We start from the raw sequence: 23104 nt of genomic DNA, 5'->3' as shown, positions 1-23104 counted from the left end.
TTGAAGCTGACGATCGGGGCGCGAAGCGAGTTTACTGGCGCCTCGGCATGGCTGCCTTGCGGCCGCTATATTCGGCAAGCGCGATGCCGCCCAGCACAAGGACGAGCGCCAACGCCTGGTAGAGCTGGAATGTCTCGCCGACGATCAGCACCGATAGCAGGGTGCCGAAGATCGGCACGAGGTTGATGAACAGGCCGGCCCGGTTGGCGCCGATCAGCTCATTGCCCCTGATGTAGAATATCTGCGAGACGACCGAGGCGCCGATCGCAGTATAGACGATCACCGCCCAGCCGCGTGCGTCGGGAACGATGACCTTGCCGGCCGCGATTTCCCATAGGAAGAACGGCAGCGAGGTGACGAGCGCGGCGAGCGACATGGCCAGCATCAGGCTCTGCCATTGCATGGCCGGCTTCAGCCGCAATCCGACCGAATAGCCGCTGTAGAGAATGACCGCGACCAGCATGATGGCGTCGCCGAAATTGAGCTCCAATGTCAGCAGCCGGCGCGGATCGCCGTGGCAGGCGGTCAGGATGACGCCGAAGATCGTCAGCACCACGCCGGCGATCTGCGCCCAGTTCACGCGCAGGCGGAAGAAGATGAAATTGGCTACGATGATCAGGATAGGCATTGCCGCCTGCTCGATCGAAACGTTGATCGCGGTCGTGTAATTGAGCGCCGTATAGAAGATCGTGTTGAACAAGGTGAAGCCGCTGGCGCCAAGTGCGGCGAGCACGAACCAGTGCCTGCGCACGACGGGCCAATCTCTTTTCAGCGCATTCCAGCCGATCGGCAGCAGGATCGCTACCGCCAGCACCCAGCGCAGGAAGACCAGCGTCATCGGTGAGACGTGATGGACCGCCAGCTTGCCGGCCACCGAGTTGCCGCCCCACAGCAAGGTGGTGAGCAGCAGGAACATGTAGGCGCTTCGGTGCATGGCGGGTCGCAGCGGGGAGGAGGTGAATGGGGCGTGCCTGCCGGCCTATTGCCCGCGCCTGGACAAGTAAATGATGTCAAAGCTGAAAATTGTTGTGCCTCAGCCCATTTTCGGCGGCAAAGAAAGGTCGCATCGGCCTGCTCTTGACGTTATAGAGGCCTGTCGTTTCGAACCGTATCCAAGCCGCGCGGCGGCGCCTCGAAGGAAAAGAAACATGGCCAATGTGGTGGTCGTCGGCTCGCAATGGGGTGACGAAGGCAAGGGCAAGATCGTCGACTGGCTATCGGAGCGCGCCGATGTCGTGGTGCGTTTCCAGGGCGGCCACAATGCCGGCCACACGCTGGTCGTCGACGGCAAGGTCTACAAGCTGTCGCTGTTGCCGTCGGGCGTCGTGCGGCAGGGCAAGCTGTCCATCATCGGCAATGGCGTCGTCTTCGATCCGCACGCATTCGTTGCCGAAGTGGCGAAGCTCAAGGGGCAAGGCGTCGAGGTAACGCCGGAGCGCCTGAAAATAGCCGAAAACACAGCGCTTATCCTGTCCCTGCACCGGGAACTGGACGGCTTCCGCGAGGACGCCGCCTCAAATTCCGGGACCAAGATTGGCACGACCCGCCGCGGTATCGGCCCCGCCTATGAGGACAAGGTGGGCCGGCGCGCGGTGCGGGTGATGGATCTGGCGGATTTGGAAACACTACCCTTGAAGGTCGACAGGCTGTTGACGCATCACAATGCACTGCGTCGCGGCCTTGGCCATGCCGAAGCCACGCATGACGCGGTCATGCAAGAGCTGACCTCGGTCGCCGGCGAAATCCTGCCCTACATGGACCGGGTCTGGAAGGTGCTCGACGACAAGCGCCGGGCCGGCGAGCGCATCCTGTTCGAGGGCGCGCAAGGCACGCTGCTCGACATCGATCATGGCACCTATCCGTTTGTCACCTCGTCCAACACCGTCGCCGGCCAGGCGGCAGCCGGTGCCGGCGTGGGCCCGGGCGCCATCGGCTATGTGCTTGGCATCACCAAGGCCTATACGACGCGCGTAGGCGAAGGTCCGTTCCCGACCGAGCAGCAGAACGAGATCGGTGAATTCCTCGGCACGCGCGGCCATGAATTCGGCGTCGTCACCGGCCGGAAGCGCCGCTGCGGCTGGTTCGACGCGGTGCTGGTGCGCCAGGCCGTCGCCGTCAACGGCATCAAGGGCATTGCCCTGACCAAGCTCGATGTGCTTGACGGGCTGGACGAGATCAAGGTCTGTACCGGCTACCGCCTCGACGGCGAGACGATCGACTATCTACCCGCCAGCCAAGGCGCGCAGGCCCGCGTCGAGCCAATCTACGAGACGCTGGAGGGGTGGAAAGGCACCACCGCCGGCGCGCGCAGCTGGAACGACCTTCCGGCCCAGGCCGTCAAATATGTCCGCCATATCGAGGAGTTGATCGGCGCGCCGGTCGCGCTCCTCTCCACCAGCCCGGAACGGGACGACACGATACTTGTGACCGATCCGTTTCAAGACTAGTTTCTCAAGCCTTTCCGGGCGTTGCGGCTGATTTGCGGAGGCCGGCCCGGAGCACAATACAGGTCGACTGACGCATGGCGAAAGATTTCGTTTCTGCTCTGAGGGATACGATAAACAATTTTGGCGATCCTACGCCGGAGCTGCGGGCCAAAGTCTACGACAAAGCGCGCTCGACGATTGCAAAGAAGATTGCCGAGCGCGAGCCGCCGCTTTCGCCGTCGGAAGCCGAAAGGCAGAAGCGCGGCCTGGAAGACGCCATATCGAGGCTCGAGCGCGAATATGCCAAAAGCGTGCCGGAGACCGATCCGCTTGCCGAACTGGAGCACATATTTTCCTCCATCGATCGCAACAAGAACCAGTCGAACCATACCAAACAGCCGGTAAAGGCGGAGCCGGCCTGGCCGGCAGCGCCTGCCTCGAAGGCTGAACCCTACAAGCCGCCGCCCCCCGCTCCGGAGCCCGACATCTCCAGGCCTGCATCGCCCGCCGCCGAGGTCGAGCCGAACTGGCAAAAGCCCGTACCGGTGCAGCCGGCCCCGGAGTTCGACGACAGGGCTCAGCCTGGCATGGATGTGGGTCAGGACGACGAGCATGCCGATGTCTTTGCGAGCGACGAAGAGGCTGCGGCCGCCGACACTTTCCAGCGCTTGCGTCCGGCTGAACGCAAGCGCAGCTATGGCGGGCTGATTGCCGCTGCCGTTGCGTTGCTGGTCATTGCCGGCGGCGGCTATGGCATCTGGCTGAACAAGGATGCCTTCGGCAAGATGCTGGGTCTGGGCGGCGGCAGCAAGGTCGCGACGACCGAGCCGGTCAAATCGACACCCGCCAAGCCGGCGAGCGATGCGGCGGCAACGCCCCCGGCACCTTCGGCTAGCGGTGCCGAGCCCGAAGGGACACCGAAGTTCACTCAAAGACTGACACCGCAAGGAAGCGAGGTCGATCCTGGCCCGGCCGGCGGACAGAGCGGCGTGGGCGAGGGCGAGTCCGTCGCGGCGCTGACGACGCCGCCTTCAGCCACGACCACCCCGGCCTTGTCGGCTCCGGCAGGAGGCACGCCGGCCGCAGGCGCGCCCGCCGGGACCACGCCCCCTGCACCGGGCGCTGCGCCGGCGGCGCCACCCGCCAATGGGACCGCACCCGCGGCGCCGGCTGACAACGCCGCCACGCCGCCCTCGCCTGCCGGTGCGCCGACGCAAACCTCTCTGCCGGTCGGCCAGAAGGCGATCTTCTATGAGGAGCGCACCAGCACCGCGCAGGGTTCGGCCGAGCCGGGCAACATCGTCTGGTCGCTGGTGCAGGAATCGCCCGGCGGCGACCTGCCGCCTGAGCCGGCGATCCGCGCCGAGGCGACCATTCCCGGCAAGGACATCCAGTTGCGCATGACCATCCGCCGCAACACTGACCAGACGCTGCCGGCCAGCCACATCATCGAGATGATCTTCCTGACACCCGACGGTTTCGAAGGCGGCGGCGTCGACAACATCCTGCGCGTGGCCATGAAGAGTTCCGAGCAGGATGCCGGCAGCCCGCTGATCGGCATTCCGGCCAAGATCGCCGACGGCTTCTTCCTCGTCGCGCTCAACGATACCAAGGCCGACGAGGACGCCAATCTGACCTTGCTTCGGGGACAGGACTGGATCGACGTGCCGGTCGTCTACAAGACCGGACGACGAGCGTTGCTGACGATGGAAAAAGGCATTCCCGGCGAGAAGGTGTTCGACGAGGCGATCAAGGCTTGGCAGGCGAAGACGGCGGGCTGAGCCGACGGCAACGGTCGGCTCCGGTCAGAAGCCTTGGAACAGCATGTCGAGCGCGGCGACGATGTCGTCGTGGTGCTTGGAGAGATTTCCCTCGGCATCCGGCAATTCAGTGGCCATCAAGGCAGAGCCGGCGGCCAGGAACGGGGGCTGTGTCGGGCGGCATCAACGGAATGACGACTCTCGTGTTCAGCCTCTCAAGAAGGTCGGACTGAACATCGACAAGGTAACCACTGCCTCCGGCATTCCGATAGAGATCGTAACGGGCCCATCAAAACAGCGGGCGTGTGGCCAATGGCAACCCGTTCCGCTCGACATAGGCGTTGGAGCTCACAATCGCCTCAAAGTTCTCCTCTTGCCACCGACGCGTTTTTTCCGACGCGATGGCCTTCGCAATACCCGCCTCGGCGGCGCGCGAGAGATTGATACCCGACGCTTTGGCGTCTTTGATCAGCTGAGCGTCAATGGATGTATTGACAGACTTTCGCTGAGGTTTTGTCCTCGATTGAAGCACGGAGACAGCCCTCTTTTAAGCGCATAACGTAGCGCATACCATCTTCACCCCTCCATCTCCTCGCGCAACATCTCCAGTTCGAGCCACTCTTCCTCCAGTGCCGCCAGCGTCGCGCGCTCCTTGTCGAGGGCGGCGATGGTCTTCTGGAACGAGGCCGGATCGCGCTCGTAATAGGCCGGATCGGCGATGTTGTTCTCCAGCCGCGAGATCGAGGCTGTCACCGCCTCGATCTTCTTGGGCAGCGATTCCAGCGCGAATTTCTGCTTGAACGAGAGTTTTTTTGCCGGGGCTTTGGCGGTGGGGCTGTCCGCCTTCGCCGTCGGCGCCTCGCTTGCATCCGCCTTCGCCCGCGCCTTGCGGTCGTCGAGCCTGGTGCCGCCGCGCTGCGCCAGCATGTCGGAATAGCCGCCGGCATATTCGACCCAGCGGCCGCCGCCGTCCGGCGCGATCACGCTGGTCACGGTGCGGTCGAGGAAATCGCGGTCGTGGCTGACCAGGATGACCGTACCGGCAAAGCCGGCGACCAGTTCCTGCAGCAACTCCAGCGTTTCCATGTCGAGATCGTTGGTCGGCTCATCGAGCACCAGCAAGTTCGCCGGCCGGGCCAGCACGCGCGCAAGGATCAGCCGTGCCCGCTCGCCGCCCGACAGCTCGCGCACCGGCGTGCGTGCCTGCTCCGGCTTGAACAGGAAGTCCTTCATGTAGGAGACGACGTGGCGCTGCTCGCCATTGATGACAAGGTTCTCGCCGCGCCCGTCGGTGAGATATTGCGCCAGCGTTTCCTGCGGATCGACCGCCTCGCGCTTCTGGTCGAGCGTGGCGATCTCCAGATTGGTGCCGAGCCGCACCGAACCGGCATCCGGCTGCAATTCTCCGGTCAGCATCTTCAGAAGCGTCGTCTTGCCGGCGCCGTTCGGCCCGACGAGGCCGATGCGGTCGCCGCGCTGGATGCGGGTCGAGAACCCCTTGACCACGGTGAGGTCGCCAAAGCTCTTCTCGATGTTCCTGGCCTCGATCACCAGCTTGCCGGATTCGGCGGCGTCGCTGGCCACCATGGTCGCGGTGCCTTCGGCGCCGCGATGGCCGCGAAAACGCTGGCGCATGGTCTGCAATTCGCCCAGGCGGCGCATGTTGCGCTTGCGCCGCGCCGTCACGCCATAACGCAGCCAGTGTTCCTCGCGCACGATCTGGCGGCCGAGCTTGTGCTGTTCGCGCTCTTCTTCCTCAAGCACCTGGTCGCGCCATTCCTCGAAATGGCCGAAGCCCTTATCCAGCCGGCGCGTCTGGCCCCGGTCGAGCCACACGGTGGCGCGCGAGACGCGCTCAAGGAAACGGCGGTCGTGCGAGATGACGATGAGGGCCGAGGAGGTGCGGACGAGTTCCTCTTCCAGCCATTCGATCACCGAGAGATCGAGGTGGTTGGTCGGCTCATCGAGCAGCAGGATATCAGGCTCGGGCGCCATGACGCGGGCAAGGGCGGCGCGCCTGGCCTCGCCGCCGGAGAGGTCGCCCGGCTGCTCCTCGCCCGAGAGGCCGAGGTGCTCCATCAGGTAGCTGGCGCGATAAGGATCGTCGGCGGGACCGAGCCCGGCCTCGACATAGGCGCGCACGGTTGCGAAGCCGTCCATGTCGGGCATTTGCGGCAGATAGCGGACGGTCGCCGATGGCTGGCGGAACACCTCGCCGTCCTGCGGCTCGATCAGGCCGGCGGCGATCTTGAGCAGCGTCGACTTGCCGGACCCGTTGCGGCCGACCAGCGCGATCTTGTCGCCTGCCGACGCAGCCAAGTCGGCGCCGTCGAGCAGGGGCGTGCCGCCGAACGTCAGTTTTATTCCGTCGAGATTGAGAAGAGGCGGCGCCATGTCAGCTTTCTGGCAAGGGATAGGGATGGGCGAGCAGCAGCGCGCGCCCCGCTCCCAGCGCGATCTCGAGCCTGCCCTTGACCTCATTAGAGATGGTCAGCGATGAGCCGAACGCGACCTTGACGCGGTCAAGCGGCCATTTCGCGCCGGCGACGGTCAGCCCGGCAAGCTCGGAAAAACCCAGGATCGAGAACAGGGTGCCGTCTGTATAGTCGAAGTGGACCGTGCCGTGCGCCAGGGGCACGCCTTCCTGCGCGCCGCTGGTCAACAGCACCTTTGTCCCGGCCCCGGCCAGCCGCAGGGCGAGCGCCATGTGCAGGAAGGCATGGTCGGCGCGTTTGCCGCCGAAGGCGCCGGCAAGCACGAGGCTGGTCGCGCCGCGCTCCAGGGCGGCCGATATCGCGAGTTCGCCATCGGTGGCGTCCTTCTCTGCCGGGAAGGTTCGGCGCGGCACGGCGGCCAACTCATCCGGCAGGCCGGCGGGCACGGAATCGAAATCGCCGACCCACAGTTCCGGCACAAGGCCGAGCGTCCTCGCATGGCCGATGCCGGCATCGGCGGCGATGACGCGGGTCCCCTCGACCTGACGGTCGAGCCGTGGCGTGCGGATGAGGTCGCCGCCAAGCAGGATGGTGAATGTGCTCATATCGTGTGGCCCTTACCAGCCCGACAGCGGAAACGGAAGGCCGGCAAACAGCCACTTGCGCGGTTCACCGGCCGGGCCTATGTGTCGAGGCGCTCTAACGGGGTGCCGGACGCGATATTCGCGGACCGGCTGAGAGGCAGTCTCGCCAACCCGCTGAACCTGATCCGGTTTGTACCGGCGGAGGGATTAGACGTTTCGGACAGTCCGACGCCTCAATTCCTTTAACCCGAACGAAGGAGGCGCCGATGCGCACGCTTTTATACGCCCTTGTCTCTGCAATGGTCGTGGTTCTGTCCGGGCCGGCCTTAGCCAAGGACAAGCTCACCGTCTACACTTATGAGAGCTTTACCGCCGACTGGGGCCCCGGCCCGGTGGTGAAGAAGGAATTCGAGGCCGAATGCGGCTGCGATGTCGACTTCGTCTCGGTTGCCGACGGCGTCGCGCTGCTCAACCGCGTCAAGCTGGAAGGGGCCGCGACTAAGGCCGACATCGTGCTTGGCCTCGACACCAATCTCACCGCCGATGCCAAGGCCACTGGCCTGTTTGCGCCGCATGGCGCCGTGACCGGGCTCAATGTGCCGGGCGGCTGGAACGACGACATCTTTGTCCCGTACGACTATGGCTATTTCGCCGTCGTCTATGACACGCAGAAGCTGAAGACGCCGCCCAAGAGCCTGAAGGAATTGGTCGAGGGCAGTGCCGACGACAAGATCGTCATCCAGGATCCGCGCACATCGACGCCGGGCCTCGGCCTGCTGTTGTGGGTGAAGTCGGTCTATGGCGACAAGGCGCCGGAGGCCTGGGCCAAGCTCAAGGCAAAGGTCTTGACCGTGACGCCGGGCTGGAGCGAGGCCTACGGCCTGTTCACCAAGGGCGAGGTGCCGATGGTGTTGTCCTACACGACCTCGCCCGCCTACCACATGGTTGCCGAGAACACCGAGCGCTACCAGGCCGCTTCCTTCGAGGAGGGCGAATATCTGCAGATCGAGGTCGCCGGCATCACCACGACGGGAGCCAAAAATCCGCTGGCGGAAAAGTTCATTGCCTTCATGACGGGGCCGAAATTCCAGGATGCCATCCCCGAGACCAACTGGATGTTCCCGGCCGGCAAGACGGACAAGCCGCTCAATCCCGCCTTCGACAGACTGGTCAAACCGACCAAGACCTTGCTGTTCAGCCCCGAGGAGGTCGCGGCCAACCGCAAGGCATGGGTGGATGAATGGCTGGCGGTGATGAGCAAGTAGTTTGGTCGTATGATCGAATGATGAGTGCTCTACGGCGCCCCCCTCTGTCCTGCCGGACATCTCCCCCACAAGGGGGGAGATTGGCCGTCACGACGGCTTTCGCCAATTGGCGACGTCACAGGAGAGGGTGGAGCGCTGAAGCAGCCAATCTCCCCCCAAGTGGGGGAGATGTCCGGCAGGACAGAGGGGGGCGCGAAGGAACGCGACGCTCGCTAAAGGTCCTTTGGGTGGCGCAGCGTGCAGCGCGCGTCTGACCCCCGCATCTCCGCCGGCATCCTCGCGCTTGCGGCGATCGCGCTGCTGATCGGCGGCGCGTTTGCGGGTCTTCTTTTCGAAGGCGCGAACGATTTCTCCGGAGCCTGGGCAGCCTTCGATGCTTATCTCCTGCGCGTCGTGCGCTTTACGTTGTGGCAGGCGGCGCTTTCGACGCTGCTGTCGGTGGCGCCGGCCCTGTTCGTGGCTCGCGCGCTGTCGCGGCATCCGCACTTTCCCGGCCGCGGCTTCATCCTCCAGCTCTTCGCCCTGCCGTTGGCGCTGCCGGCGATCGTGGCGGCGCTCGGCATCCTGGCGCTCTATGGCCGCGCCGGCTATTTCGCCGGCTTTCTTGGTGCCGTCGGCGGTTACAATTGGCCGGGCATCTATGGCCTCTCCGGCATCCTCGTTGCTCATGTCTTCTTCAACCTGCCGCTGGCCACGCGGCTGTTCCTCGAAGCGCTGCAAACCATCCAAGCCGACCAATGGCGGCTGGCGAGCCAGCTCGGCATGGGTGCCGCACCGGCTTTCCGGCTGATCGAGTGGCCGACACTGCGCGCCGCTCTGCCGGGCGTCGCCGGCCTGGTGTTCATGCTCTGCATCACATCCTTCACGATCGTGTTGACGCTGGGCGGTGGCCCCGGCGCGACGACGCTGGAGGTCGGCATCTACCAGGCGCTGCGTTTCGATTTCGATCCCGCGCGGGCGGTGGCGCTGACGCTGCTGCAGATCGCGCTGACCTTTGTCGTGGTGCTGGCGTTGACGCGGCTCGGCGCCAACACCACCGGTGACGCCAATCTGCCGGTGGCGCCGCGCCGCTACGTCTCGGCCGGCAGGACCGAGACCGCGCTGAATGCCGCGCTCGTCGTGCTGGCCCTTTTGTTCGTCGCCGGGCCGATGACGGCGACGGTGATGTCAGGCCTCGGCGCCGACCTCGGTCGTCTCGCCGGCGAAGCGGCGGTGCGGCAGGCGACGCTGACCAGCGCCGTGCTGGCTTTCCTGTCGGCGCTGCTGTCGGTTGCGCTGTCGCTTTCGCTCACCATGGCGCGCCGCGTGCTGGCCCTGAAGCGCCGCTCCGGTCCGCGGACCGTGCTCGAACACGCCACCGACACCGGTGCCGGCTTCGTCCTGGTCGTGCCGCCCATCGTCATCGGCGCCGGCTGGTTCCTTCTGCTGCGCCATGTCGGCGATGTCTTTGCCATAGCCCCGGTCATGGTCGTCACTGTCAATGCAGTCATGGCGATGCCTTTCGCCATCCGTGCCATCCGCCCCGCCTATGATGCGGCGAGCGAGCGCCATGAGCGGCTCTGCGCGCTTCTGGGAATAGCGGGCTGGGCCCGGTTGCGGCTGGTCGACTGGCCCTCGCTGCGACGGCCGCTGGCCACCGCCTTCGCGTTTGCCATGGCGCTGTCGCTTGGCGATCTCGGCGTCATCGCATTGTTCGGCAGTGATTCCGTGCAGACCTTGCCCTACCTTCTCCTGGCGCGCATGGGCAGCTACCGTACCGAGGACGCCGCCGGCCTGGCGCTGCTGCTCGGTCTGGTCTGCCTTGCGCTTGTGGTGGCGGCGAGCGGGCTGGGAAGGGGAGAACGAGACTGATGGCTGCGGGCGCCACCAATGGTGCGACAAGGGGAGCCGAGGTGCGGCTGGACACGGTCTCGTTCAGCTACGGCGACGCGCCGCTCGTTTTCGATGTCGATTTCGCCGCGTCGAAAATTACCGCCATCATGGGGCCGAGCGGCTCGGGCAAGTCGACGCTGCTCAATCTGGTGGCGGGCTTCGAGACGCCGCAGGCTGGCCGCGTGCTGATCGGCGGCGCCGATGTCGGCGCGGCGCCGCCTTCGGCGCGGCCCGTGTCGATGGTGTTCCAGGAAAACAATCTTTTTGCCCATCTTTCGGTCGAAGAGAATGTCGGGCTCGGCCGCTCGCCCTCGCTGCGGCTGACCGAGGCCGACGGCGCTGACATCGCGGAGGCGATCGCGCGCACCGGCCTCGCGGGCAAGGAAAGACGCCTGCCGCGCGAACTTTCGGGAGGCGAACGCCAGCGTGTCGCATTGGCGCGCGTGCTGGTTCGCAACCGCCCGGTGCTTCTTCTGGACGAGCCTTTCGCTTCACTCGGACCGGCCTTGCGCGACGACATGCTCGATCTTGTCGCCGACGTGCATGCCGAGCGGGGCATGACGCTGCTGTTCGTTACGCACCAGCCACAGGACGCACGCCGTATTTGTGAGGAGGTGGTGTTCCTCGACAACGGCATGGTTGCCGCCAAGGGCAAGGCGGATGATTTCTTTGCCGGGGCTGGTCCTGAAGTTTTCCGGCGCTATGTTGGCACAAGCGCCTGGGAGGCTGGATCACGAGATATTGCCCGGAAGCGGACATAATTTACGCTCAAACCGGCTCCTGGCGACGGGGCGATTGCTTGCCTTGACAGAGGTAGTGTGGCTAGGTCCGCCCTGTACCGGTCCGGTGCAGGCCGTGATTTGCCTGCGGCATCCGCCGCGCGTTGGTATGGCGTGGATGCTGTAATGCTTTGATTTGCGCATGAGCCCTTGCGAGGATCGCCCCGATTTTCGCGGGCATGCGCCAGACCCGAAAGGAAGCCGTTCTGCCGACCGGCACGGAAAGACCAAGAGGGAAAATGCTGGCGCGCTTTCTGGCGCTGGCCGGCTTTGTCGTGGCCCTGGCAAGCTGCCAGATGTTCACACCTCCGGAAGTCCAGGAATCCGGCTTCCAGCCTTCCGACAAACCGATCACGGTCGACAATGTCGCGGCCAATAACAAATTGGCCGAACTGGCCAAGGCGCAGCATCCACGCATCCTGGCGACCTATGGCGGCGAATACTCCGATCCCAAGCTCGAGCGCATGGTCGCCAAGGTCGTAGGCAGCCTGACGGTGGTGTCGGCCAACCCGACCCAGACCTATCGTATCACCATCCTCAATTCGCCCAACGTCAATGCCTTCGCACTGCCGGGCGGCTACCTCTACGTCACGCGCGGCCTGCTGGCCCTGGCCAATGATTCGGCCGAGCTCGCCGCCGTCATCGCGCATGAGATGGGCCACGTCACCGCCAACCACGGCCTGCAGCGCCAGCAGCTCGAGGCCGAGGAGGGGCTCGCCACCAAGGTTGTTTCCGACGTGCTCGGCGACAGCCCGACCGCCAAGGCGGCGCTGATCCGCGGCAAGCTGAGACTGGCGCAGTTTTCGCGCAACCAGGAACTGGAAGCCGACGCGATCGGCATCAAGTCGATCGGCGAAGCCGGCTACGATCCTTACGCCGCCGGCCGCTTCTTGCAGTCCATGTCGGCCTACACCGATTTCCGCTCGATCAGCGGCGCCACCGACGCCAGCCTCGATTTCCTGGCAACGCATCCCAATACGCCGCAGCGTATCGACCTTGCGCAACGCCATGCCCGCCAGTTCGGCCCGCCGGGCGTCGGCACCCGCGATCGCGACGCCTTCCTCGCCGGGATAGACGGCCTGCTCTACGGCGACACGCCGGAAGAAGGGTATGTGCGCGGCGAGACCTTTCTGCATCCGGGCCTGGGCGTGTCCTTCTCGGTGCCGGAGGGCTTCATCATCGACAATTCGGCCGCCGCCGTGACGGCGACCGGGCCGGGCGACATTGCGATCCGCTTCGACGGCGTGTCGATCGACAAGAACCGTGCGCTGACCGATTATATCAGGAGCGGCTGGGTGGCCGGTCTCGACGACGCGAGCGTCAGGCAGGAAACGATCAACGGCAACGAGGCGGCGACGGCGCATGCAGGCGCCGAAGGCTGGCAGTTCGATATCGCGGTAATCCGCGCCGGCGGCCAGGTCTACCGGCTGCTGACGGCGGCACCATCCGCCAGCACGTCGCTCGACACCGTGGCGCGTTCCGTCAGCGGCTCGTTCCGCATTCTGAGTGCCGCCGAAAAGGCGGCGCTGAAGCCGCTGCATATCCGCGTGGTCACCGTCCAGCCGGGGCAGACGATGGGTTCGCTTTCGGCGCAGATGGTCGGCGTCGACCGCAAACTCGACCTGTTCCGGGTGCTCAACGCGCTGTCGCCGGGGGCTGCGGTTTCGGCCGGCGACAAGGTCAAGATCGTCACCGACAAATAGCTATTGTCGGCGCTAACTCGCTCTCCCGTTTTCGCAATTCCCGGACGGGAACCGTTACACACTTTCCCACTTAGGCGGCGGTGGCGAGGAATTCCGGGTTCTGCTTCACCAGCGCCACTTTCAGCTTTTCCATGGCGCGGGCCTCGATCTGGCGCACGCGTTCCTTGGAAATGCCAAGCGTCTCGCCGAGCGCTTCGAGCGTCGCGCCCTCGTCGCTCAGCCGACGCTCCTCGATGATGCGCAGCTCACGCGCGTTGAGTGCGGCAAGCGCCGCCTTCAGCCATATCGAGCGGCGTTCGATATCGATGGTGTCGCTGACGACCTCGTCGGGCAAGGGATCGTCCGACACGAGGAAGTCCATCCGCTCGGTCGCGCCCCCATCGTCGGCAAGCGGGACATTGAGGGAGGAGTCGGGCGCCGAGAGCCGCGAATCCATCAGCGCGACATCGGCTTCGGAGACGCCGAGGGCCGCTGAAACCTCGCGGTACAGCGTCCTGTTCGACAGCGGCTCCGCGGCGCCGTTCGCCAGCCGGGCGCGCAGGCGCCGCAGGTTGAAGAACAGAGCCTTTTGCGCCGAGCTGGTGCCGCCGCGCACGATCGACCAGTTGCGCAGGATGTAGTCCTGCATCGAGGCCCGGATCCACCAGGTCGCATAGGTCGAAAACCGCACTTCGCGCTCCGGCTCGAAACGGGCCGCGGCCTCGAGCAGGCCGACATGGCCCTCCTGGACCAGATCGCCAAGCGGCAGGCCGTAATGACGGAATTTGGAGGCCATGGAAATGACCAGGCGCATATGCGCCACGGTGATGCTGTGCAGCGCGTTCTGGTCGTTGTCCTTTTTCCAGCGCAGCGCCAGCCGCAACTCCTCGTCGCGTTCGAGATAGGGAGCCCTCATTGCCGCGCGGACCATGATCCGTCCTGCCGTGTCTTCCATCATGAGGCACTCCCTGGCTCTGGCGATACGGATGTCATTTCGAAACCCGGCAGCCGCTCGACTTGAAATGACGGCGTCCTGCCCTACAACGAACGCAAAACGTGCCATGCGCGGGAAAGGTTCCGCCGCCGGCGGCGCGGCGTGGAGGCTGCGCGAAAAAACTCCGGGCGGGTTCGAGGCACCGCCAGAAACGTCAGTGGTAGAATCCGATTCCGAATAATGGATGTTTTTGAAATCTCATTCCTTATTTTTTCAACTCACATCTGTCAATTTCCAGCGCTCACACACCATGCCGGATATCAGGCCAGGACGGGATCACAGAAAAATGAAATGGCTCAAGTCGCTCATCGTCGCCGGAACTTTGCAGGTTCTGGCTGTTACCGCAGGCTATGCCGGCGCCAATCTCGACCAGATCAAGCAGGCCGGCGTCATCAAGGTCGGCACGGAGGGCACCTACGCACCCTTTACCTATCATGATGCCGGCGGAGCGCTGGTCGGCTTCGATGTCGAAATCGCCAAGGCGATCGGCGACAAGCTCGGCGTGAAGGTAGAGTTCCTCGAGGGCAAATGGGACGGGCTGATCGCGGGCCTCGATGCCAACCGCTATGACGCGGTCATCAACGAAGTCGGCATCACCGACGCCCGCAAGGCGAAATACGATTTTTCCGACCCCTACATCGCCTCCAAGGCAGTGCTGATCGTGCGCGGCGACAATACCGACATCAAGAGTTTCGCCGATCTCAAGGGCAAGAAGTCGGCGCAGTCGCTGACTTCGAATTTCGGCAAACTGGCCGAGGCCAACGGCGCCGAACTGGTCGGCACCGACGGGTTCGACCAGTCGATCCAGCTGCTTCTGACCGGCCGCGCCGACGCAACCATCAATGACAGCCTGTCCTTCCTCGACTTCAAGAAGCACAAGCCGGATGCCAATGTGAAGATCGCGGCCCAGGAAGAGAACGCCGACTATTCCGGCGTCATCGTTCGCAAGGGCGACCCGGAACTGGTTGCCGCGATCAACAAGGCGCTGGCCGACATCAAGGCAGACGGCACCTATCAGAAGATCGCAGACAAGTATTTCGGCCAGGACGTTTCGAAGTAATTTACGGCCGGGCCGTTGGCGGCCCGCGCGACATCGCCCGGCGGCGGACCGTTTTGACGGCCCGCCGCCTTTCGCGTGATATACGGCAGTCGCAAGAAGGAGCCTTTCGTGCCGCACTGGCTGCAACTCATGCTGGAATCGCTGCCTTCGCTGCTATGGGCCGCGTTGATCTTCACCATACCGCTGACGCTCCTGTCCTTTGTGCTTGGCTTGAGCGTCGGTCTCGGAACCGCGCTGATCCGGCTCTTCGGGCCAATGCCCCTGGTCGCGGTGGCGCGCTTCTACGTGTGGATATTCCGCGGCACGCCGCTCTTGGTGCAGCTGTTCCTGATCTTCTACGGCCTGCCCTCGGTCGGCATCCTGCTTGACGCGTTCCCCGCGGCGTTGATCGGCTTCACGCTCAATATCGGCGCCTATTCGTCGGAAATCATTCGCGCGGCGATAGGCGCGGTGCCAAAGGGGCAATGGGAGGCGGCCTATTCGATCGGCATGACCTGGAGCCAGGCGATGCGCCGCACCATCTTGCCGCAGGCTGGGCGCGTGGCGGTGCCGCCGCTCTCCAACACCTTCATCTCGCTGGTCAAGGACACGTCGCTGGCCGCCGCCATCACCGTGCCGGAAATGTTCCAGGCCGCGCAGCGCATCGTCGCCACCACCTATGAGCCGCTGATCCTCTATGTCGAGGCGGCGATCCTCTATCTGGCGATGAGTTCGGTGCTGTCGGCCTTGCAGACGCGGCTGGAGGCGCGGCTCAATCGCTATGGCGGGTTCCTGGAGGCGCGCTCGTGATCGACCTTGCCAACATCGAAAAGCGCTTCGGCGACAATCTCGTGCTGAAGGGCGTGACGGTTGCCATTGCCGAAGGCAGCGTCACCGCGCTGGTCGGTCCTTCGGGTGGTGGCAAAAGTACGCTGCTGCGCTGCATCAACCTGCTTGAGATCCCAACTTCGGGCACAGTGCGTATCGGCGATCAGGCGCTGGAGTTCCATCCGGGAGCGAAGGTGGCGGCCCGGGACATTCAGCGGCTGCGGCTGCAGACCGGCATGGTGTTCCAGAACTTCCAACTGTTCCCGCATCGCACCGCGATCGAGAACGTCATGGAAGGGCTGGTGACGGTGCTGAAGTGGCCCCAGGCACGGGCGCGCGAACGGGCGCTCGCGCTGCTGGAAAAGGTCGGCATGGCGCACAAGGTCGATGCCTGGCCGGCAACGCTGTCGGGCGGCCAGCAGCAGCGGGTAGCGATCGCCCGGGCGCTGGCGCCGTCGCCAAAGGTGCTTTTGTGCGACGAGCCGACCTCCGCGCTCGACCCGGAACTGGCGCAGGAAGTCGTCGACGTGCTCGGCCGGCTCGCCAGCGAGGGGACGACGATGGTGATGGCCACGCACGATCTGCGGCTTGCTTCAAAGATCGCTCGCGAGGTGGTGTTCCTCGACGCCGGCATTGTCGTCGAAAAGGGCCCCGCAGCGGTGCTGTTCGGCAATCCGGAGCGCGAACGGACAAGGCGATTCATCGCGACGCTAAAGCAGGAAATGGCGGAGAAGGAGGGTGGGGGAGAAGGCGGTAATTTCTCGTCCTAGGCCTGCGCTACCCTTGCCCCCTGCCGGGCATTTCCTCGTGAGCCGGCCGTCAGGCACGGTGTTTCTATTTCGATGGACGGGCGTGTCCATGCGCTGCAATAGTCGGGCTGATGGTTCGCAACGTTGCTCTTGTTCTCGGTGGTGGCGGGGCCGCCGGAAATGCCTGGCTGATCGGCATCATCGCGGGCCTCGCCGAAGCTGGTGTCGATCTGACGGAGGCCGCCGATCTGGTGATCGGAACCTCGGCAGGCGCCAATGCGGTAGTGCAGGTGCGCAGCGGCATACCGCCGGGCGAACTGTTGGCCGCGGTGCTGTCCCCGCTGCCGGTTCAACCGGCCGGACCGAGCCGTCAACCGCCGTTGCCGCCGATGGATAGTGTATTCGAGCGGATGCGTTCCATTTCCGCCGCCGCTACCTCGGCAGCCGATCTGCAACGGGCGATGGGCGCATTCGGATTGGAGAGCGATGTCAAATTCGGACCGGAAGTGGCCAAACAGCGGCGCGCGCTGGTCGCCGCCAGATTGCCTCGCCATGAATGGCCGGAAAGGCCGATGATCTTGGTGGCCGTCGACGCGCTTACCGGTGAACTGGCCGCGTTCGACCGCGATTCCGGCGTCGATCTGGTTGACGCGGCCACCGCGAGCACCGCGCTGCCCGGTGCGGGGCCCACGCACAGCATCAATGGCGTCCGCTACATCTCCGGTGGCGTGCGCTCCGCCGATAATGCCGACCTTGCCTCGGGCTATGCGAACGTGATCGTGCTCTCGCCGTTCAGCGGACGGAGCGGGCCGCTACCGGAAGGCCAGTTCGAGGGCCTGCGCAGACCGCCGGGCGCGGACCTTGCAAGCGAGGTCGAAGCCCTGCGCCAGCAGGGCAGCCGGGTGGTGGTGATCACGCCTGACGTCGATTCCCGCGCCGCAATGGGCACCAACCAGATGGATCTGGCGACCCGCATCCCCGCGGCCCGTGCCGGTTTCGCCCAAGGCAAGAAGGAAGCGACCCGCGTAACGTTCCTGTGACGATTGCACGCCGAGGGCGTGCACCAACTTTCCAAATATTGCCTGCAACAAAAAACCCGGCGCAAGACCGGGTTTTTCAAAAACTCAAAAGGCGCAAGGCCTCAAGCAGCTTCTTCCTGCTCGGCTTCCTCATTGTCGGCCTTGGCGCCGCGCTTAGGGCCCTTGTTGAGATTGACCTCGATCAAACGCACGGCTTCGGTTTCCGACATGCGGTTGACAGCGGCGATCTCGCGGGCCATGCGGTCGAGCGCGGCTTCGTAGAGCTGGCGTTCGGAATAGGACTGCTCCGGCTGGTTGTCGGCGCGGTAGAGGTCGCGAACAACTTCCGAGATCGAGATCAGGTCGCCGGAATTGATCTTGGCATCATATTCCTGCGCGCGACGCGACCACATGGTGCGCTTGACGCGGGCGCGGCCTTGCACGACCTTCAGTGCGCGTTCGACATAATCCTCTTCCGACAGCTTGCGCATGCCGATCGAGGTTGCCTTGGCGACCGGCACCTTGAGGCGCATCTTGTCCTTCTGGAAATCGATGACGAACAGTTCCAGCTTGTGCCCGGCCACTTCCTGCTCGTCGATCGAGACGATCTGGCCGACACCATGCGCCGGATAGACGATGTACTCGCCGGTCTTGAAACCGTGACGTGCAGCGGTGGACTTCTTCTGCGGGGTGATCGTTGCCATTACGCCCTGAACTCCTTGTTGTGGGCCGGCGGCGGTGCCGGCTGAACTCGCGCGATCGGGTTACCGATCATTAGCCGCACAACAGATGAACCCACCGGAAAAGCCGGGACCGGCAAACCGCACGATTGCGATCGCCTGGCCCAGATCGCTCTGGTCCGATGTGGGATTTTCACCTTTCAGTGATTTGGGGCGTTAGCGCCATAAATCGACGTTGTGTCACCGGCATGTTTCGCCCATGTAACACAAAAAGTCGGAAGAATCAAGGTTTTGCTGCATAAGCGAAGGCCACAGGTTCACGCCGCCTGTCAAGGCGGTTAATAGGCCGTACCTCTTACGCCGCGTCATGCCGGTTGAAACGGCAGCGCTGTCAGTCGCCTTCTCCGGGTTCAGCCGAGAAATATTTCTCGAACTTGCCGGCCTCGCCATCGAAGGCCTTGGCGTCGGCCGGCGGCTCCTTCTTGGCGGTGATATTAGGCCATTTCTCAGCGTATTCGGTGTTTATCTGCAGCCATTTGTCGAGGCCCGACTCAGTATCGGGCTTGATCGCGTCGGCGGGGCATTCCGGTTCGCAGACACCGCAGTCAATGCACTCGTCGGGATGGATGACGAGCATGTTCTCGCCCTCGTAGAAACAGTCGACCGGACAGACCTCGATGCAGTCCATATATTTGCATTTGATGCAATTGTCGGTCACGACATAGGTCATCGATCTGCTCCGGGACGTCCCGTTTTTGTTGGCTTTTTCCGTGAGGTAACGCCTTTGGCGCCCGCTTGCAAGGGCGGCCATTCCGGCCATGCCGGCATTGCCGGAATGGAATTCCAACGGGTCGGCAATGGCGGGCATCGGTCATGTGCTCGGACCGTTGTGTCGGCGGCGTGCAGGAACATACATGCTCCCTCCGTGCACCGGCGGTCAGTCGTCGCCAAGCAAGCGGTCGGTCTCGCGGCGCTCCTTCTTCGTCGGGCGGCCGCTTCCGGCCTCGCGCAGCCCTGGGATCGCGTCGGGAGGCGCCTCGCCCGTCGGTGCGGCAGGCGGCGACATGTCTTCGTAGAGCGTGCGTGCCTCCACGGCGGGGCCGCGCCGGCTTCCCGCATCGAGCACCTTCCAGATGAAGATGCGCCGCTCCAGCGTGATGGTCAGGACGTCGCCAGGCTTGACCAGGTCGGAGGCCTGCGCTGCTTTGTCGCGATTGATGCGCACCCGGCCGGCCACGACCAGTTTGGCGGCCAGCGAGCGCGATTTCACCGCGCGCGAGAAGAACAGCCATTTGTCGATACGCTGGCGGTCGGTGGCCATCGGGGCGACCATCGGATCCTGTGCGGCTATTTCTTCAGCTGGTCGCGCAAAGCGGCGAGCTTGGCGAAGGGAGAGTCGGGATCGAAGCGCACCGGGCGCTCCTCGCGCGGTTTTGCCTGAAACGAGGGTTTGCCGCCTTGCGGGCCGCCCTTGCCTTCCGGCCTGCCGCCCGGCCGGCCCTCACGGCGGTCAGAACGCTCGCCCTGCGGCTTTCCCTCCCGCCGTTCCCCGCCTTCGCCTTGCGGCCTGGGCTTGAACTTCGAGCGATCGAAACGCGGCTTGCCGGCGCCATCGCGGCGCCCTTCATGGGCGGGCCGGGTGCCGGGCTGGCCGACAGCGGCATCCGCCGGGGCATCGGAGCGCGCCGCCTGGCCGTTGCGCGGCCGGGCGCGGTTCTCGTGGTGACGGTGACGAGGCCGCTGGTCGAAGCGGCCCTGCCGCCACAACAGGATCGGCTTAGGCTCTTCGGCTTCCGCAGCGGGTCCCTGTTGGGGAGCGTCGGCGCTGTCCCCCTCCTCGCTTCGCTCCGCGATCTCCCCCGTCGAGGGGGAAGTGAGAGCGTCGGCGCTTTCGGCGGCAGAAGTCTCAGGCACGGCTTCTGCTACAGGCGCAACCTCTTGCGTCGCTTCGGCTGGAACTTCGGGTTGTTCTTCCGCAACAGTTTCGGCCGCTTCCGCAATGGGTTCAGCAGGAATTTCGACGGCGGTCTGGGCAGTCGCAGTTTCCGGATCTTCCGCTGATGTCTCCGCAGGCCTGTCCGTCGCAGCCGCCTCCGCCGCCTTGGCCTGCTCGGCGCGCGCGGCCTCTTCCGCTGCCAGCTTGGCCGCCACGGCTTCCCGGGCGGCATTGTCCTGCGCTTCCAGCCGTGCCTTGACTTCGGCCGCCGGCTTCGGCTCGGCACGGTAGCCAAGACCTTTCAGAATTTCTTCCATGTCATCGGCCGTGGCGCCGAGAATCGACATCATCGGCGGCGTCACCATGAAAGACTGGCCGTCATAGGCGCCATCCGGACGCTGGCCGAGGCCGGGCTTCCAGTTGGTCGCCGGGCGGATCAGGTCGGCCAGCCGTTCCAGAATGTCGATGCGCACGGCGCGGCGGCCGAGATTGCGGTAGCCGGCAAGCTTGTAGAAGGCCTTGTCGAAAGCCGGATCGATGACCACCGAGGTGCGGCCCGATGCCAGCGCATGGACGACGTCGCCGAAGCCGGGCTTGTCCTTGCCGTCGTTTTTCAGCGCCCACAGCAACGTCACCAATCCCGCGGGCGCCGGCTTGATCAGCGCCGGCACGAAGACATGATAGGCGCCGAAGCGCACGCCCAGCCGGCGCAATGCCGCGCGGCCTTCCTGGTCGAGCGACTTCATCTCCTCGGCGATGTCGCGGCGATTGATAAGGCCGAAATTCTCGACCAGCTGGAAGGCGATGCCGCGGCCGATACCCGATATCTGCTCGGCACTCTTCAAATCGACCAGCGGCTTCAGCAGGGATTCGATCTGGAAATTGACGAAGCGCTCGGCACGCGCCGCGACCTTGTCACGCGCTGGGCCGGTCAGCTGTTCATCGGCCAAAAGCACCAGGCGCGGCTTCAGCGCGTCCTCGCCGGCAACAAGCGTGCCGATCGGCGCGCCGATCCAGCGCAGCGTGCCGTCGGAACCCAGCGCGATGTCGCCATTGGCGCAGGCGCCGAAGCGTTCGGCGCGTGCCTCGAACTCCGCCGCCAGCGCCTTCTGGGCGGCCGCGCGCACGGCCTTGGCGTCTTCGCCGCCAGCGCTCTGATCGGCGGTGAAACGGAACCCCTGCAACTCGCCGACATGGTGGCCTTCGACGAGGACGGTTCCGGTTGGGCTTATTTCGGCTTCAGGCATGGTATTTTCTCTAAGGCGCCGCATGAGGACGGAAGTCCTGCGGTCTACGAAGCGTTTCGTCAACCGCTCATGCAGCGCATCCGACAATCTGTCTTCGATTTCGCGCGTCTTTTCCTGCCAGTGTGCCTGATCGGCCAGCCAGCCGGGCCGGTTCGACACGAATGTCCAGGTGCGGATCTGGGCGATGCGATGCGACAGCGTATCGATGTCGCCCTCGGTGGTGTCGGCGCGGCGCACCTGCTCGGCCATGTAATTCTCGTCGACATGGCCATGCCTGGCGAGGTCCATGTAGATCGACGCAATGAGGTCGGCGTGCTGGGCCGGCGCTATCTTGCGGTAGTCGGGGAGCGCGCAGGCCTCCCACAGCAGCGCGACGCGCCTTGCGTCGGTGGCGAGCGCCCTGATGTCCTCGTCACGCGACAGGTGCTCAAGCGCCTGCGCATCGACTGCCGGCAGCGCACGGGTCAGGCCCTCCACCGGGGCATTGGTCTCAATCGAGCGCTTCAGCGCGTCGAGGCTGGCGAAATTGAAACGCGCTGTGCGCCATTGCAGAACTTTCACCGGGTCGAAGTCGTGGCTTTCGATCTTCTTGACCAATTCCTCGTCCAGTGGGTCGACCTGGCCGGTGACGCCAAAGGTGCCGTCGCGCAGGTGCCGGCCGGCGCGCCCGGCGATCTGGCCAAGTTCGGCCGCCGTCAGGTTGCGATACTGATAGCCGTCGAACTTGCGGTTCTGGGCGAAGGCGACATGGTCGAGATCGAGGTTAAGGCCCATGCCGATGGCATCGGTGGCGACGAGATAGTCGACGTCGCCCGACTGAAACAGCGCCACCTGGGCGTTGCGGGTGCGGGGCGAGAGCGCGCCAAGCACGACGGCCGCACCGCCCTGCTGGCGGCGGATCAGTTCGGCGATGGCATAGACCTCGTCGGCGGAGAAGGCGACGATCGCTGTGCGCCGGGGCAAGCGGGTCAGCTTCTTCGAACCGGCATAGGCCAGATGTGACAGCCGCGGTCGTGTCACCACCGAGACGCCTTTCAACAGGCGCTGCAAGATGCCGTGCATGGTGGCGGCGCCGAGCAGCAGCGTCTCCTGGCGGCCGCGCAGATGCAGGATGCGGTCGGTGAAGATGTGGCCGCGCTCGAGGTCCCCGGCAAGCTGCACCTCGTCGATGGCGACGAAGGCGGCATCGGTCTCGCGCGGCATGGCTTCGACGGTACAGACCGAATATCTGGCGCCTGGCGGCTGGATCTTCTCCTCGCCGGTGATGAGCGCCACCTTGTGGGCACCGACCTTTTCGCAGACGCGGGTGTAGACCTCTCGCGCCAAGAGCCTGAGCGGCAGGCCGATGATGCCGCTTTCATGCGCCACCATGCGCTCGATGGCGAGATGGGTCTTGCCTGTGTTGGTCGGCCCAAGCACGGCAGTCACGTCGCGACCCGATAGGATCAGCGGCTCGGTGGGTTTCGGATGGATGTTCATCGGCTCGGAAATAAGGCTTTCTGGCCTCTCATTGTCGGGAGCACGCCTCGGGTGGCGCGTATGACAGGCGACACATAGGGATTTCAGGCGCGAAGCGAAAGCGGAATGTTCCGCTGGCGGTTCGAAGTCACCTCCGTCGAGCTTCGGTTCGGCTGCTGATTGAGGGTTGGAACGAGTCTGGAACGAATCGGCGACGAATCGCTGACTCGCCCGGATTCAGGTTTTGTTCACGGCTAGATCTGGAGTTTTGGCTGATGATCCTTACCACATGCTGAATCACGGAATTGGCCCGTTTCATGCTAGGCGAGAGCCGCCGTTAACTTTCGCTGG

The 23104-nt window shown here is 64.6% G+C and carries 19 protein-coding genes, 1 pseudogene and 1 riboswitch; of the genes and pseudogenes, 10 read left to right on the top strand and 10 right to left on the bottom strand.

The features are described from left to right. Positions 1-31: 31 nt before the first annotated feature. Positions 32-934 (bottom strand): DMT family transporter, encoded by a 903-nt coding sequence (locus LB541_RS06345; RefSeq protein WP_140554926.1) that lies wholly within the window; start codon positions 932-934, stop codon positions 32-34. 214 nt (positions 935-1148) lie between these two features. Here LB541_RS06345 and LB541_RS06340 point away from each other — a divergent pair, with 214 nt between their 5' ends. Continuing rightward, on the top strand, positions 1149-2447 hold the full coding sequence (locus tag LB541_RS06340; protein ID WP_140493285.1) for an adenylosuccinate synthase: 1299 nt from the start codon (positions 1149-1151) through the stop codon (positions 2445-2447). A 74-nt stretch (positions 2448-2521) separates the two neighbouring features. Then, a complete protein-coding gene (locus LB541_RS06335) occupies positions 2522-4207 on the top strand; it encodes a hypothetical protein (RefSeq protein ID WP_140554927.1) in 1686 nt (561 codons plus the stop codon). Positions 4208-4313: 106 nt separating this feature from the next. Here the strand turns inward: LB541_RS06335 and LB541_RS28610 are convergent. From LB541_RS28610 to LB541_RS06315, 4 genes and pseudogenes are all read right to left on the bottom strand, one after another. Next, positions 4314-4409: pseudogene (locus LB541_RS28610) on the bottom strand (hypothetical protein); the annotation flags it as partial. Positions 4410-4475: 66 nt separating this feature from the next. Further along, positions 4476-4718, bottom strand: coding sequence for a type II toxin-antitoxin system CcdA family antitoxin (locus LB541_RS06325; RefSeq protein WP_140560798.1), 243 nt, complete (start codon positions 4716-4718; stop codon positions 4476-4478). A gap of 44 nt (positions 4719-4762) precedes the next feature. After that, the gene (locus LB541_RS06320; RefSeq protein WP_140560799.1) at positions 4763-6580 is read right to left on the bottom strand and encodes an ABC-F family ATP-binding cassette domain-containing protein; all 1818 of its coding nucleotides are present in this window, start codon (positions 6578-6580) and stop codon (positions 4763-4765) included. 1 nt (position 6581) lies between these two features. Further along, on the bottom strand, positions 6582-7226 hold the full coding sequence (locus LB541_RS06315) for a thiamine diphosphokinase (RefSeq protein WP_140525059.1): 645 nt from the start codon (positions 7224-7226) through the stop codon (positions 6582-6584). An 88-nt stretch (positions 7227-7314) separates the two neighbouring features. Next, a riboswitch (TPP riboswitch) is annotated at positions 7315-7429 on the top strand. A gap of 42 nt (positions 7430-7471) precedes the next feature. On the opposite strand from LB541_RS06315, the gene thiB reads away from it, so the two are divergent. The 4 genes from thiB (at position 7472) to LB541_RS06295 (ending at position 12824) form a co-directional block, all read left to right on the top strand. Continuing rightward, positions 7472-8470, top strand: coding sequence for a thiamine ABC transporter substrate binding subunit (gene thiB, locus LB541_RS06310; RefSeq protein ID WP_140525060.1), 999 nt, complete (start codon positions 7472-7474; stop codon positions 8468-8470). Positions 8471-8707: 237 nt separating this feature from the next. Continuing rightward, positions 8708-10321 (top strand): thiamine/thiamine pyrophosphate ABC transporter permease, encoded by a 1614-nt coding sequence (gene thiP / locus LB541_RS06305; RefSeq protein WP_140525062.1) that lies wholly within the window; start codon positions 8708-8710, stop codon positions 10319-10321. Then, positions 10321-11103, top strand: coding sequence for a thiamine ABC transporter ATP-binding protein (gene thiQ, locus LB541_RS06300; RefSeq protein WP_140525063.1), 783 nt, complete (start codon positions 10321-10323; stop codon positions 11101-11103). Before thiP ends, thiQ begins: the two co-directional genes overlap by 1 nt. A gap of 257 nt (positions 11104-11360) precedes the next feature. Then, positions 11361-12824: a M48 family metalloprotease gene (locus tag LB541_RS06295; RefSeq protein ID WP_140493312.1), complete on the top strand. Its 1464-nt coding sequence runs from the start codon at positions 11361-11363 to the stop codon at positions 12822-12824. A gap of 70 nt (positions 12825-12894) precedes the next feature. On the opposite strand, the gene LB541_RS06290 is transcribed toward LB541_RS06295, so the two are convergent. Continuing rightward, on the bottom strand, positions 12895-13761 hold the full coding sequence (locus LB541_RS06290; protein ID WP_140493315.1) for an RNA polymerase factor sigma-32: 867 nt from the start codon (positions 13759-13761) through the stop codon (positions 12895-12897). 322 nt (positions 13762-14083) lie between these two features. Between LB541_RS06290 and LB541_RS06285 the strand changes: the two genes are divergently transcribed. The 4 genes from LB541_RS06285 (at position 14084) to LB541_RS06270 (ending at position 17453) form a co-directional block, all read left to right on the top strand. Beyond that, the gene (locus tag LB541_RS06285; RefSeq protein ID WP_140493318.1) at positions 14084-14857 is read left to right on the top strand and encodes an amino acid ABC transporter substrate-binding protein; all 774 of its coding nucleotides are present in this window, start codon (positions 14084-14086) and stop codon (positions 14855-14857) included. A 108-nt stretch (positions 14858-14965) separates the two neighbouring features. Further along, positions 14966-15646, top strand: a complete 681-nt coding sequence (locus LB541_RS06280; RefSeq protein WP_224618069.1) for an ABC transporter permease subunit — start codon at positions 14966-14968, stop codon at positions 15644-15646. Next, positions 15643-16434 carry an amino acid ABC transporter ATP-binding protein gene (locus LB541_RS06275; protein WP_140654769.1) on the top strand — a complete coding sequence of 264 codons (792 nt, stop codon included), beginning with the start codon at positions 15643-15645 and terminating at the stop codon, positions 16432-16434. The genes LB541_RS06280 and LB541_RS06275 overlap by 4 nt, the downstream gene beginning before the upstream one ends. A gap of 110 nt (positions 16435-16544) precedes the next feature. Then, complete coding sequence (locus LB541_RS06270; protein ID WP_224618068.1) at positions 16545-17453, top strand: patatin-like phospholipase family protein; 909 nt, start codon at positions 16545-16547, stop codon at positions 17451-17453. A gap of 101 nt (positions 17454-17554) precedes the next feature. On the opposite strand, the gene LB541_RS06265 is transcribed toward LB541_RS06270, so the two are convergent. From LB541_RS06265 to LB541_RS06250, 4 genes are all read right to left on the bottom strand, one after another. After that, complete coding sequence (locus LB541_RS06265) at positions 17555-18136, bottom strand: CarD family transcriptional regulator (protein WP_006327799.1); 582 nt, start codon at positions 18134-18136, stop codon at positions 17555-17557. Positions 18137-18503: 367 nt separating this feature from the next. After that, positions 18504-18842 (bottom strand): ferredoxin FdxA, encoded by a 339-nt coding sequence (gene fdxA / locus LB541_RS06260; RefSeq protein WP_140493333.1) that lies wholly within the window; start codon positions 18840-18842, stop codon positions 18504-18506. Between the two features lie 207 nt (positions 18843-19049). Continuing rightward, positions 19050-19433 (bottom strand): RNA-binding S4 domain-containing protein, encoded by a 384-nt coding sequence (locus tag LB541_RS06255; protein WP_140517614.1) that lies wholly within the window; start codon positions 19431-19433, stop codon positions 19050-19052. A 26-nt stretch (positions 19434-19459) separates the two neighbouring features. Continuing rightward, entirely contained in the window at positions 19460-22774 is a 3315-nt protein-coding gene (locus LB541_RS06250; RefSeq protein ID WP_224618067.1) for a helicase-related protein, read from the bottom strand. Between the last annotated feature and the right edge of the window lie 330 nt (positions 22775-23104).

Source organism: Mesorhizobium sp. BR1-1-15 (genome assembly GCF_020165475.1).
GTDB lineage: Bacteria > Pseudomonadota > Alphaproteobacteria > Rhizobiales > Rhizobiaceae > Mesorhizobium.
The sequence above is the reverse complement of the archived record's forward strand: the minus strand, read 5'-3'. Positions and strand labels throughout refer to the sequence as shown.